The following is a 12,646-nucleotide window of genomic DNA, read 5'->3' as shown; positions in this document are numbered from 1 at the left end:
CGGGTTTTTATTGATTGGCCATCGGGACGGTTCCGGCCAGATCATGCAATGTATCAACAACAGCCTTGCCGCCAGCACTGAGTGGACGGTCATGAAGCCAGGATAGCATCACCTTGCGGGAGAGTTCCGGATTGGTGATCCGTCGCGCCATCAGCCGGCCGGTTGACAGTTCCTGAACCAGTGAACTGCGCGGCAAAACCGTGTGCCCGACATTGCGGGTCACAAGGTCAACCAGCACACGAAGCGCATCGGCCTCAACCACGGGCGTCAAGGGACGTCCGGCGCGAAAGGCCGCTTCCTGCATCATGGCACGAAGGCCATGCTTGTTGGTTGGCATGATCAGGGGCAGGGACAGGACATCCTCATAGGCGATTTCGGTTTCCTGTTCGCCGACCTGAGAGGGATGGGAAATCAGAAACAGGTCTTCGCGCCATAGCGGTTCGGCATGCAGGCTGCGCGAAATCATGCCGTCATGAAGAATGCCGATATCAAGACGCCCCGATAGAAGGCCTTCTTGCACATCTCCGGTCAGGTCTTCGGCGACCGTGACATTGAGATCAGGATATCGATCCCGAAGGGTTTCAATCAGTGCACCGGTAATGACGATCCCGGCACTCGGTGGGACCCCGACATGGACATGACCGGTGACCTGGCTGCTCCGCGCGGATAGATCGGCTTCAAGCCTTGCTAGGTCGGTCAGAATAACACGCGCCCGTTCGGCCAGCATCTGGCCCGCCTCGGTCAGTTTGACACCACGACCGGTACGTTCGAGCAGTTTGGTATCAAGGGTTTCTTCAAGCAGATTAAGCTGCCGACTGAGCGCCGGTTGCGACAGGTTCAGCCGTTCTGCCGCGCGTGACAGGCTTCCGAGTTCGGCAATATGCACAAAGCTTCTGAGTTGTTTGATATCCATGCGTCGTGATCCTGCGCGGGTTCCTGCAATGCCAAGATAAACAGATATAGCCAAAGCTGATATCTGATAGCAAATAATTCGAATTGAATAATGGCAGTTTGCAGGTGACTATGGCAATCAAGAGAGGACCGGAGAATTTCATGACGCCACCACCGTCACCTTCTGAGCCCGAAGCAAAGGTCGCTCCGACAGCAGCCGCTGTCGTGTCGCCTGCGGGTTCTGCCCTGACCATCGTTTTGCTGGCAACTGTTGCCTTGGCCATGAAGGGCCTTTTGGCGAAGTTTGTTTATGCCACCGGTATGACGGTGGATGGATTGTTGTTGCTGCGGTTTCTGATTGCCATGCCGTTCTTTTGGCTTGGTGTGGTTCTGTTTGGCAAGAACCGGCCGGGCGAACGCAAAATGAAACCGGTCGATCTGGCATGGGGCGGGCTTTATGGCGGTATGTTTTTTCTGGCCGCCCTGTTTGATTTCACCGCCGTCTCGCTGATTGATGTCACGGTCTCGCGGATTGTGCTGTTTACCTTCCCCGCCGTGGTGATGATCCTGGAAGCACTTCATAAGCGGCGCTTCCCGCCATTTCGCCAAATTGTCTGCTTTGTCATTACCTATGTCGGACTGGTTCTGGTTCTTGCCCCTGATGGGTTTGGCGAAGTGTCGGACAGTTTGTGGTACGGGGCGGCCTGGGCGTTTGGTTCCGCACTGACCTATGCGATTTATCTTTATTTCGGGCAGCGGATGATTACGACGGTTGGCTCCATGCATTTTGCCGCCCTGATCAACACGGCGGCGGGGATTTGCATGGTGATTTACGAGCTGATCGTGCAGAACCCGCTGAACCTCAATATGGCCGGGATCATGTGGACGGTGGGCATCTCGATCTTTTGCACCGTTATCCCGTTCTTCCTGCTCTATGAAGGCATTCGCCGGGTCGGGGCGACACAGGCATCGCTGATTTCATTGTCCGGCCCTGCCATGACATTCTTTGCTGCCTGGCTGTTCCTTGGCGAAGTTCTGACCATTCCGCAATTGATCGGCTTTGTCGTCGTCACGTTGGGTGTGGCGTCACTTAAAAACAGCTTCACCCTGGCGGGATTGGGCAGGTTGTTGGCGCGCCCGTTCGCATCAACTGGCGGGCCATCGCAACGCTAAGACGTTTGGTGTCTGCTGTCTGGTGTTTATTCGTCGCGTTGCCAGCGGCGGACTTCGATCTCATGTTCTGGTAACCGTTCACCGCGGCGCCATTTCAGCGGATCGATAAACTCCCCGGCCCAGACACCGCTGCGTGCCTGGCGGGCCTGATTTTCATAGGCCTCGTATTCTGGCATCTGATCAGGGCGGGCAACCGCCATGCCACGCAGGATCAAGCTTTGGCCGATATCGACCCCGTTGGCATTACGACAGACGGCCATATTGCGATGATACCGGTTCTTGCCGCGCACTTCACAGGTGATCGGCGTGGCCACAAGAAGGTTGGTCGTGATTTGCCATGCCTCTGCCCCGCAGGCCGTGCTTTGCCCATTGACCAGACATTTCTGGAACCGGTTCATGGCATCCGCGCCCCAGAGATCAATCCGTCGGAAACCGAATTCCAGCGTATCTGCATCAATCGCGCGTGCCGGTCCTGCCAAGGTGTCAAAGTCCGGGTCGGCCTTTGCCAAGGTTGGGACACATCCCAGAATCAGGGCAACAAGACCAAGTCTGATCAGGTGATGGGGAAACAGGGGCGCCATGCGGGCCTCAATACAGGTCGCTGTATCTGATTTCATCAAGCTGTGCGAAGATGACTTTCCATTGATCATCCTGCTTGAGCAGCGCAAAGGCATAGTCGCAATCAAAGATCAGGTTGTTTTCCGAATTGCCAAAGCGGAACGAAACAATCGCGCGCGCGCCGCCGGGTAGGGCGGAATGCTGTTCAACCACCATGGATTTGGCCATGGCAAGATCAGCGTTTTTCAGTTCTTCGAAAAAGGACTGATGGTATTTGTGCAGATCAGATGAATTGGCAATCGCCTGAACACCGGACAGATCATTGATCAGGCACGGGAAGTGAAAGAATTCATCAAGCGCGTTTTCTTCAAGCTTGAGATGGGCGTCGACATAACGGCGAAAGAAACTTCCTAGGTCTTCCATCAGCACACTTCCCGAATGAGAACATTTTTATTCAGCAGCAATCAGATCAAGCCATCCTTGTTCATCAAGCACTGTAACACCTAATTCTTCTGCTTTCTTTAATTTGGAGCCTGCACCCGGCCCCGCAACCAGATAATCGGTTTTTGCCGAAACCGATCCGGCGACCTTTGCACCCAAACTTTCGGCTTTGACCTTGGCCTCGCTGCGTGAAAACAGCTCAAGCTTACCGGTAAAGACAACGGTTTTACCGTTGACCGGGTTGTCACTGACGGTGGGCGCTTCGACATCGGTAATGGTCAACAGGCTCTGCAGATCATCAAGCACCTCGCGGTTGTGATCCTCGGCCATGAACTCGATCAGATCCTTGGCGACACCCGGGCCGATCTGATCAATATTGATCAGTTCACGCAGTGCTTCGCTATCGGGCTCATTGGCGGCGACCATTGCGCTGCGCCATTCCGCCAGTGATCCATAATGACGGGCCAGAAGCTTTGCTGTGGCCTGCCCGATCTGGCGAATGCCAAGCGCATAGATAAATCGATCCAGCCCGATGGTTCTGCGTTCATTGATGCCATCAAACAGCTTGGTGGCGGATTTGTCGCCCCAACCTTCAAGCTTGCGAATGGCATCGCCATGATCGCTTTTAAGGCGGAAGATATCACCAGGTGACTTCAGCCAACCCAGTTCAAAGAACGCCTCGACATTCTTGGCGCCCATGCCATCGATATCAAAGGCATTACGCGATACGAAATGCTTCAGGCGCTCAACCGCCTGTGCCGGGCAGATCAAACCACCGGTGCAGCGCGTGACGGCTTCGCCTTCTTCGCGCATGGCGTGGCTACCGCATTTCGGGCATTCGGTGGGGAATTCGTAAGGGGTGGCATCTGTGGGATGATTGCCATCCTCTTCAAGAATAACCTCAACGACCTGCGGGATGACGTCGCCGGCACGTTGGACAACCACCAGATCACCCACCCAAACGCCCAGACGGTCGATCTCGTCACGGTTATGCAGGGTGGCGTTCGATACCACGACACCGCCAACCGTGACCGGTTCCAGCCGTGCGACCGGGGTCAGGGCACCGGTGCGCCCGACCTGAATGTCGATGGCCTTGATGCGGGTGCGGGCCTTTTCCGCCGGGAATTTATGGGCAATTGCCCAGCGCGGCGATCGGCTGACAAAACCAAGGCGCAGCTGAAGTTCGAAATCGTTGACCTTATAGACGATGCCATCAATGTCGTAATCAAGGTCCGGGCGCTGTGTGCCGAGCTCGTCATAGAACGCCATGATGTCATCGGCATCATGCAGCAACCGGGTCAGGGGATTGGTGACAAAACCCCATCCTTCGACCTTATTGAGAAAATCCCACTGGGTCTGGGCAAGGCTTTCGGACAGTTCGCCAAAGCTGTAGGCAAAGAACCGCAGCGGGCGCTTGGCGCTGATCGATGGATCAAGTTGGCGTAGCGACCCGGCAGCCGCGTTGCGCGGATTGGCAAAGGTTTTGCCACCGGTCTCGGCCTGTGTTGCGTTCAGTTTCTGAAAGGCTGAGCGCGCCATATAGACCTCGCCGCGGATTTCGACCACGTCGGGCGCATCATCGGGAAGTGTTTTCGGGATGTCGTCAATATGGGCGACATTGGCGGTAACATCCTCGCCCTCCGACCCGTCACCACGGGTGGCAGCGGTGACCAGTTCGCGGTTCTCATAGCGCAGCGACAGGGAAAGACCATCGATCTTTGGTTCGCCCACCACTTCGACCGGGCTGTGCGCGGTCAGGTTCAGGAAGCGACGAATACGGGCCAGAAAATCAATAATGTCTTCGCGCGAAAACGCATTACCGAGCGACAGCATGGGACGGGCATGCTTCACCTTGGCAAAGCCTTCTGCCGGGGCGGCGCCGACTTCCTGTGTCGGGCTGTTTTTCTTGAGCGTCGGGTAGTGCGATTCCAGTTCGATCAGGCGATTGAACAGCGCGTCATAGGTCGCATCCGAAACCAGCGGGTCGTCATTAACATGATAGGCCTCGTTATAAGACCGGATGCGGTCTGAAATTTCCGCATGTTGTTTGCGCGCATCGGTGCTCGACGACGGCATTTCAGGAAGATCGGACATGTTTGACGCGTGTTCGGCGCTCATATTCTTTTTGTTCCGTATTCAAGGTTGGGCCGACACGTTGGCGTCGGGATCAATTGGGTTGTTCAAGCAGACTGTCGGCTGCCGCGCGGGCCTCGGCTGTCACGGAATGACCAGCCAGCATACGGGCGATTTCTTCGCGCCGCGCGCCATCGATCAGGGCGTCCACACGGGTGACCATGGTGCCTTCTGCCTCGCGCTTGGCGATATAGAAATGCGTGCGACCACGGGCCGCAACCTGCGGGCTATGCGTGATCACAAGGATTTGGCGTTCCTTGGCCAGAAGATGCAGGCGCTGACCAATTGCCGCTGCCGTTGCCCCGCCAACGCCACTGTCAACTTCGTCAAAGACCAGACTGGGTACGGCGGAAACACGGGCCAGAACGACCTTAAGGGCCAGCAGGAAGCGCGAAAGCTCACCGCCTGATGCGATCTTGTTGAGCGCGCCGGGTGGGCTTCCGGGGTTGGTGGCGACGGTGAATTGCACACGGTCAATACCGTCCTGACCCCAGTCGGCTTCTTCAAGCTCGGCAATGTCGGTGACAAAGCGGGCCTTTTCCATACGAAGCGGCGGCAATTCAGCATTGATTGCACCGTCAAGCTTGGCAGCGGCTTCCTTGCGCGCATCATGCAGTTTTTTGCCCGCGGCAATATAAGCGTCGCGATATTCGGCAACGGCAGCCGTCAGGCGGTTCAGTTCCTTTTCCCCGAACTCAAGCTGATCAATCTGGGATCGGAAATCCTTCATCAGGGGATTAAGGCCATCGACCGGCACATTGTATTTGCGGGCGGCCGCGCGCAGGGCAAACAGGCGTTCCTCGACATTTTCCTGATGGCCGGTATCAAGATTAAGATCAGCCAAGGTTGCAGAGATCGACCGATTGGCTTCTTCAAGTTCGATGGCCGCACGATCAAGGGCCTCGATGATCGGTTCAAACCGGCCATCGGCCTTTTCAAGTTCGCGTTCGAGGCAGCGCTGCGCACTGCGAAGCGCACTTTCTGCCCCCTTGCCACGTGAAAGTTCCGATCCGGCATCATTCAGGGCCGCGACCAGCTTTTCGCCATGCATCAGGAACTGGCGTTCCTCGGCCAGGCGCTCTTCTTCGCCTTCTTCGGGGGCGAGCTTTTCAAGCTCATCCACGGCGTGGCGCAGCCATTCTTCTTCTTCGCGGGCTTGCTCAATGCGGGTGCGTGCGGCATTGAGTTCCTTTTGCGTTTCACGCCATGCCCGCCAGTGATCGCGCACGGTCATGGCAAGCGTGCCAAGATTGCCATGGGCATCAAGGGTCGCGCGATGTGTGGTCGGATCAAGGAGGCCGTGCTGGTCAAACTGGCCCTGAATTTCAACGCAGTAATTGCCAACATCGCGCAGCAGGCCAACTGACACGGACTGATCATTGACATAGGCGCGCGATCGACCATCAGAGGTAACCACACGCCGCACGACAAGGTCTTCGCCTTCAAGGTCGATATCCTGATCGGAAAGCAGGGTGAAAACCGGATGGCCCTGCGGCAGGTTGAAGGTTGCAGTGACACTGCATTTGTCGCAGCCGTGGCGGACAAGGCCGCTGTCGGCGCGTGCACCCAGGGCAAGTCCAAGCGAATCAAGCAGGATCGATTTACCAGCACCCGTTTCACCTGTGAGCACGCTAAGCCCGTCGTGAAAATCGAGATCCAGTTTGTCGATAAGGACTACATTCCGAATGCTGAGGCGTCGAAGCATTGCTGGGTACTGATGTTGTTAACGGAGCAGCAGACAGGTACAGCCAATTGTGAATTTGCAGAGTGCCCAATCCCGCCCGGCCTTGCAAGCCTTGCGAGGGCGAAACAGCCTTCAAGTCAGTCGCGATAACGACGTTTGATCAAACTGCAGTAATTTCAGATGCTAACCGCAAGTTGTTCTTTTTTTGTTCTATATTGTCGCAAGGCGGATTGTCAAGCAAACCCTTGGCCTTGCGACGGTTCGGCGACCTGAAATCAGAACAGGCTGGAGATGGAGTTTGTGGTGGAATCCCACCAGCTTTCCTCTTCGCGCTCCGGGGCGTCTTCGCCAAGCATGAGGCTATAGGATTCGCTGTAATATTCGCTGCCCGGGAAGTTGTGGCCCAGAACGGCAGCGGTCCGTTTGGCTTCGCCTTCAAGACCAAGCGAAAGATAGCATTCGGTCAGACGTGCGAGGGCTTCGGGGACGTGGGTGGTGGTCTGGTAATTTTCGATCACCGATTTAAAGCGGTTGATCGCTGCCAGATACTCGCTGCGGTCCTGATAATAGCGCCCGACATCCATTTCCTTGCCGGCAAGGTGATCGACCGTCAGGTCCTTTTTCAGCTTGGCGTCGCGGGCATATTTGCTGTCCGGGAAGCGGCGGATGACGTCATCAAGCGCATCCATCGCGTGCTGGGTCATCTGCTGGTCGCGGCCAACATCGGAAATCTGTTCGTAATAGGACAGCGCCTTGAGGTAATAGGCATAAGGCACATCCGGGTTTGCCGGATGGAGCGAGATAAAGCGATCGAGTGCGTTGATCGCATCGTCATACTCGTTGTCCTGATAATAGGCATAGGCCGACATCAGGGTCGCCTTGGTCGCCCAGACGGAATAGGGATGCTGGCGTTCAACTTCGTCAAATGCCTCGGCAGCTTTCTGGTATTCCTTGGCGTCAAGCAGGTCCTGCGCACCGTTATACAGTTCGGAAACCGGACGTTCGACATATTCCGGTGCCTCATTGCTTGAACATGCCGCAAGCATCAGCGACACGCCGCAAATGGCAATGAGTTGTTTGGCGCGAACGGTACTTAGCACTGTGACCTATCCTCGAAATTTGTGATGCACTCACCGTAAAATCCGCCGGACTATATCATGTGAAGGGCGTGCTTGGGCAAGTAGTAGTGTCGTCAATTGCCGACTTTTATTTGACCGCAGATATCGCAAGCCGGATCAAAGGGCCGAAATTTGCTCCGCGCAATAAAAAATGGCGACCACACGGGCCGCCACTTTCAACATAAGATAACCAATCCAGCCTGGCTTCAGGCGGTGGCAAGAACCGGCTCGGCAACGCCGCGCAGGGCTGCTTTGGACAGCGGAACAACCCGATAAGCACTTTCATCAGCCAGCAGGGCCTGCAGCAGCAGGTTGTTGACGTGGTGGCCGGATTTGTACGCGGTGACCTTGCCCTGGAGCTGCTTGCCAGCGGTATAAAGATCGCCCAGCGCATCAAGGATTTTGTGGCGAACGAACTCGTCTTCGTAGCGCAGGCCTTCCTCGTTCATGACTTCGTCACCGGAAAGGACAACAGCGTTATCAAGCGACCCGCCACGTGCCAGACCGGCAGAGCGCATTGCTTCGACTTCATGCAGGAAGCCAAAGGTGCGTGCGCGCGAAATATCGGCAACAAATACGCCGTCATCAAATTTGACAGACATGCGCTGGTTCGCGATCGCCTTGCTGGCAAAATCGATTTCGAAATCAATCTCGAACCCGTTGGCCGGCTCGACCCGCGCGGTGCAGCCGTTATATTCGACTTCAATCGGTTTGAGGACTTCGATGACCTGACGCGGGGCATCCAATTCTTCGATGCCGACACAATCGATAAGGAAGTTAAATGGGGCGGAGCTGCCATCCATGACCGGAACTTCATCGGCATCGATATCGATCAGAACGTTATCAATGCGCGATCCGGCAAGGGCAGCCATCAGATGTTCGATGGTGCCAATCTTGATGCCCTTGGACGCATCGCCAAGGCAGGTGCAAAGACGGGTATCAATCACACCATCGTAACGTGCCGGAAACAGCGGCTGGTCATCCAGATCCGTGCGGCGAAATACGATGCCATGATCAGCAGGGGCAGGGTGCAGGGTAATGCGGATCTTCTGGCCGGAATGCAAACCGACACCGGCACAACCGATGGAGGCTTTCAACGTGCGCTGGGCCACATAGCCGTCACCGGAATGGCCTGTCTGCGCGATGGCAGCACCAAGATCGGCAATATTGTTCACAGGAACCCCCAAATCAGGTCAGTCAGTTTGTCATCAATCAAAGTCAAAGCATGTTTAAAGCCGTCTTCAAACCCGTCGGCCCCTGCTTTGTTAGTTTCAAACATTACAGAGGATCGAACAATCACTCAAATCACTCTTTGTTACGCTTTGTAAACTTCATATGTAATTGAAATTAAATAATAAAATTGAAATTCAATTAGTGTTTCGCGATATCTGTAACAGTCCGGGGTTGGGGGCTTTGATCACAGGCAGGGATGTGTTGCGTCATGTAATCTGGTGCACCCAAAAAAAAGGGGAAGGCATGCCGCCTCCCCCATCTTCGCGCGGAGATCGTCGTCAGTTGGCCTGACGACGAAGGAAGGCCGGAATTTCAAGAAGGTCATCAGACGCGCCTTGCGTCTTGCCCCGGGAAGCGGGCTCCTTCTTCATGACAGGTTCACTGTCTTCGCCAAGGGGCATCTCGGTCTGACGCGGGGCAGGTGCCTGCGGCTGCGAGACTTTCGGTTCCGCGTGGTGTTGCGGTTCCTTGGCGGTTTTGTTCTTGCCAAACAGGCTGCCCAGAACCGAACGCGGAGAGGTTGCATTCTGGGCATCGGCTGCTTCGAATACATCCGGGCTGTACGGTTTGTGCTCGGCTTCGCTCGGGCTTACAGCGCGCGGCGGAATAAAGGCCATGTCGCCGTTGCTGGTGGTTTTTTCGGTCGGCTTGTCAGCGCGCAGAACCGGTTTCGGCTTGAGAACCGTCTGGCCCATTTCAATCGAACCGGTTTCCTGTGCTTCGGCCTGATGGCTGATTTCCGGCTGCTGTGCGCTGCCGGTGGCAGCAAAGCGATCCGCCGGAATGTGATCAACCGATCCACCACCTGCGTAATCGCCAGCGGCGGTGTTTTCAGCTGCAGCGGCGGCTGCATTGCCGGCACCATGCTGTGCGAAGGACGGGGCGGCTGCTGGCTGTTCTGCCGGTTTCGGTGCCACAGGCTGTGCGACGGAAACCGTGGTTGGCTGCGGACGGCGAACTTCTTCGGCGTCGATACCGGTTGCCACGACAGAAACGCGAAGCGCGCCTTCGATGGTCGGATCAAAGGTCGAACCAAAGATGATGTTGGCTTCAGAAGCGACTTCTTCGCGGATACGGTTCGCGGCTTCGTCAACTTCATACAGCGCCATATCCATGCCGCCAGTGATGTTAATGAGGACCGCACGGGCACCCTTCATCGAAGCATCTTCAAGAAGCGGATTGGCTATTGCGGCTTCGGCTGCCTCGAGGGCGCGTTTTTCACCCGATGCTTCGCCGGTACCCATCATGGCTTTGCCCATCTCGCTCATCACAGTGCGGATATCGGCAAAGTCAAGGTTCACAAGACCGGGAACCATCATAAGGTCGGTAATCGAACGCACGCCGTTGCGCAGAACGTCATCGGCCATCTGGAAGGCATCTGCGAACGTGGTTTTTTCATTCGCAACCCGGAACAGGTTCTGGTTCGGAATGATGATCAGGGTATCAACATACTGCTGAAGCTGCTCTATGCCCTGTTCGGCGGTGCGCATGCGGCGCGTGCCTTCGAAATGGAACGGCTTGGTAACAACCCCGACGGTCAGAATGCCAGCCTCTTTGGCGGCACGTGCAATGACCGGGGCGGCACCGGTACCCGTACCACCGCCCATACCGGCGGTGATGAATACCATGTGGCTGCCTTCAAGCTGCGCCTGAATGTCTTCAATGGATTCTTCTGCGGCGGCACTGCCTGCATCCGGACGTGCGCCTGCACCCAGCCCCTGGGTGATCTTGCGGCCAAGCTGCATCTTACGCGTTGCTTTTGCCTGGGTCAGGGCCTGAGAATCGGTGTTGGCAACAACAAAGTCACATCCTTCGAGTTCGGATGCGATCATGTTGTTAACGGCGTTGCCGCCGGCACCGCCGACACCGATAACGGTGATCTTCGGTTTTAGGTTTTCTTCCGTTTCTGGAACGGAAAAATTGATTGTACTCATTGTTTGCTCTTCCTCTCCGCGCTTTAGAGCTTAAAGATCACACAAGCCTTCCCTTTGCCTGTGCGTGCCAGAAATGCTTCGGGCACAAGACCTCCAAGTTCGTTTTAGCGGGCAAAGAGTTATTGCCTTCTTAATACGGCTAAAAGTTTTCAGAAAATTGGAGAAAAAAGTACGCCTGATTTACGTACTAGAAGTTCTCTTTGAACCAGGCGCCCAAACGGCCCCAACGCCCACCTGATTGACGGATTTGCGCCATGGCTTCGCTCAGCGGGTCGTTTTGTTGAGCAACGGCGCGCAAAAGCAGGCCGGAACAGGCCGAAAAGGCCGGGCCAGCCGTGGCTTCGGCAAGGCCGGAAACCCCATGCGGCAAGGCAATGGTCGCCGGACGTTCAAACATCTGGCTGGCCAGATCGGCGATGGCATTAAGCTGACTGGCGCCACCGGTCAGAACGATGCTGCGGCCGCCAATCTGTGACAGACCATGTTCTTCGAGCTGATCGCGAATCAACTCGAAGGTTTCTTCAAGACGCGGCTTGATGATGTTGATGAGCATCGAGCGCGGCACATGATTGAAGTTGTTTTCGTCCTCATCCCCAATGGTCGGAACGGCCAGGATTTCCTGATCGTCAGACGGTGATGTCAGGGCACTACCATGCAGGGTTTTCATACGTTCCGCATGGTTAAGCGACGTATTGAGCCCATAGGCAATATCACGCGTGACATGTGCACCACCTACCGGGATCGAGGTCGTGTAAACCACCTGACCGGCGTTGAACACGGCAACACTGGTTGTCCCAGCCCCCATGTCGATCACGGTCGCACCAAGATCACGTTGATCGGGTGTCAGGGCAGAAAGGCCCGATGCCAGCGGGGTGACCACGGTTTCTTCAATCGCCAGATGGCAACGCGCGAGCAGGGTATCGAGATTGCGCAAAGGGGCAGTCTGGGTGCGGACAAAATGCAGATCAAGACCAAGGGTCGATCCATACATGCCGCGCGGATCATTCATGGTATTGGCGCCATCAAGGCGGAAGCCAAGCGGCACAGTGTGGATCAGCTCATCACCCGCCTGACGCAGAAGGGCTTCTTTCTGGTCATTGAGTTTGCGGATCTCAAGATTGCCAATCGGACGGGAACCAAGCGGGAGCTCAACCGTATGGGTTTCCGATTCCGGGCGACCACCTGAGAGGTTTACAATCACCGAGTCGATGGTTTGTCCCGCCATTTTCTCAGCGGCGTTGACTGCGGCAAGGACGACTTCCTGTGCCGCATCCAGATTGGAAATGGATCCACTTTGCAGACCCTTGGACATGTTGTGACCAATGCCGATGATCTTGGGCGGCTGGTCCTTTTCACGCCGCGCAATAAAACAGCAGACCTTGGACGTTCCAATGTCCAAAGCCGCAATCAATCCTGATCTGGTTTTGCCGCGTGCCAATTGAATGCTCTGAATTTTTATCGGTTATGTGGCGGGAGTTTTA

The 12,646-nt window shown here is 55.8% G+C and carries 10 protein-coding genes; 1 reads left to right on the top strand and 9 read right to left on the bottom strand.

Annotated features, from left to right (window positions below; genetic code table 11):
• Positions 1 to 7: 7 nt before the first annotated feature.
• The gene (locus ACXAF0_RS19020; RefSeq protein ID WP_475347400.1) at positions 8 to 913 is read right to left on the bottom strand and encodes a LysR family transcriptional regulator; all 906 of its coding nucleotides are present in this window, start codon (positions 911 to 913) and stop codon (positions 8 to 10) included.
• A 140-nt stretch (positions 914 to 1,053) separates the two neighbouring features.
• Between ACXAF0_RS19020 and ACXAF0_RS19015 the strand changes: the two genes are divergently transcribed.
• Positions 1,054 to 2,064 (top strand): DMT family transporter, encoded by a 1,011-nt coding sequence (locus ACXAF0_RS19015; protein ID WP_475347399.1) that lies wholly within the window; start codon positions 1,054 to 1,056, stop codon positions 2,062 to 2,064.
• A 26-nt stretch (positions 2,065 to 2,090) separates the two neighbouring features.
• Here ACXAF0_RS19015 and ACXAF0_RS19010 read toward each other — a convergent pair whose 3' ends face one another.
• The 8 genes from ACXAF0_RS19010 to ftsA all read right to left on the bottom strand — a co-directional run bounded on the left by ACXAF0_RS19010 (position 2,091) and on the right by ftsA (position 12,564).
• On the bottom strand, positions 2,091 to 2,681 hold the full coding sequence (locus ACXAF0_RS19010; RefSeq protein ID WP_475347398.1) for a thermonuclease family protein: 591 nt from the start codon (positions 2,679 to 2,681) through the stop codon (positions 2,091 to 2,093).
• Entirely contained in the window at positions 2,653 to 3,045 is a 393-nt protein-coding gene (locus ACXAF0_RS19005; RefSeq protein WP_475347397.1) for a hypothetical protein, read from the bottom strand. Before ACXAF0_RS19005 ends, ACXAF0_RS19010 begins: the two co-directional genes overlap by 29 nt.
• 27 nt (positions 3,046 to 3,072) lie before the next feature.
• Positions 3,073 to 5,181 (bottom strand): NAD-dependent DNA ligase LigA, encoded by a 2,109-nt coding sequence (ligA, locus tag ACXAF0_RS19000; protein WP_475347396.1) that lies wholly within the window; start codon positions 5,179 to 5,181, stop codon positions 3,073 to 3,075.
• A 49-nt stretch (positions 5,182 to 5,230) separates the two neighbouring features.
• Entirely contained in the window at positions 5,231 to 6,901 is a 1,671-nt protein-coding gene (recN, locus tag ACXAF0_RS18995) for a DNA repair protein RecN (protein ID WP_475347395.1), read from the bottom strand.
• 254 nt (positions 6,902 to 7,155) lie between these two features.
• Positions 7,156 to 7,926 carry an outer membrane protein assembly factor BamD gene (locus ACXAF0_RS18990; RefSeq protein WP_475347413.1) on the bottom strand — a complete coding sequence of 257 codons (771 nt, stop codon included), beginning with the start codon at positions 7,924 to 7,926 and terminating at the stop codon, positions 7,156 to 7,158.
• Positions 7,927 to 8,204: 278 nt separating this feature from the next.
• Positions 8,205 to 9,173 (bottom strand): UDP-3-O-acyl-N-acetylglucosamine deacetylase, encoded by a 969-nt coding sequence (lpxC, locus tag ACXAF0_RS18985; RefSeq protein WP_475347394.1) that lies wholly within the window; start codon positions 9,171 to 9,173, stop codon positions 8,205 to 8,207.
• A gap of 336 nt (positions 9,174 to 9,509) precedes the next feature.
• On the bottom strand, positions 9,510 to 11,165 hold the full coding sequence (gene ftsZ, locus ACXAF0_RS18980) for a cell division protein FtsZ (protein WP_475347393.1): 1,656 nt from the start codon (positions 11,163 to 11,165) through the stop codon (positions 9,510 to 9,512).
• A gap of 187 nt (positions 11,166 to 11,352) precedes the next feature.
• Positions 11,353 to 12,564: a cell division protein FtsA gene (gene ftsA / locus ACXAF0_RS18975; protein WP_475347392.1), complete on the bottom strand. Its 1,212-nt coding sequence runs from the start codon at positions 12,562 to 12,564 to the stop codon at positions 11,353 to 11,355.
• Positions 12,565 to 12,646 lie beyond the last annotated feature (82 nt).

It is taken from the genome of Thalassospira sp. ABD4_177 (assembly GCF_056160125.1).
Note: the sequence above shows the minus strand (reverse complement) of the source record. Positions and strands in the feature narration are given on the sequence as shown.

What these genes read in the sequence shown, in the direction of transcription:
- ACXAF0_RS19020 (WP_475347400.1), bottom strand. Translation starts at nt 913, where the DNA reads ATGGATATCAAACAACTCAGAAGCTTTGTGCATATTGCCGAACTCGGA.
- ACXAF0_RS19015 (WP_475347399.1), top strand. Translation starts at nt 1,054, where the DNA reads ATGACGCCACCACCGTCACCTTCTGAGCCCGAAGCAAAGGTCGCTCCG.
- ACXAF0_RS19010 (WP_475347398.1), bottom strand. Translation starts at nt 2,681, where the DNA reads ATGAAATCAGATACAGCGACCTGTATTGAGGCCCGCATGGCGCCCCTG.
- ACXAF0_RS19005 (WP_475347397.1), bottom strand. Translation starts at nt 3,045, where the DNA reads ATGGAAGACCTAGGAAGTTTCTTTCGCCGTTATGTCGACGCCCATCTC.
- ligA (WP_475347396.1), bottom strand. Translation starts at nt 5,181, where the DNA reads ATGAGCGCCGAACACGCGTCAAACATGTCCGATCTTCCTGAAATGCCG.
- recN (WP_475347395.1), bottom strand. Translation starts at nt 6,901, where the DNA reads ATGCTTCGACGCCTCAGCATTCGGAATGTAGTCCTTATCGACAAACTG.
- ACXAF0_RS18990 (WP_475347413.1), bottom strand. Translation starts at nt 7,926, where the DNA reads ATGCTTGCGGCATGTTCAAGCAATGAGGCACCGGAATATGTCGAACGT.
- ftsZ (WP_475347393.1), bottom strand. Translation starts at nt 11,165, where the DNA reads ATGAGTACAATCAATTTTTCCGTTCCAGAAACGGAAGAAAACCTAAAA.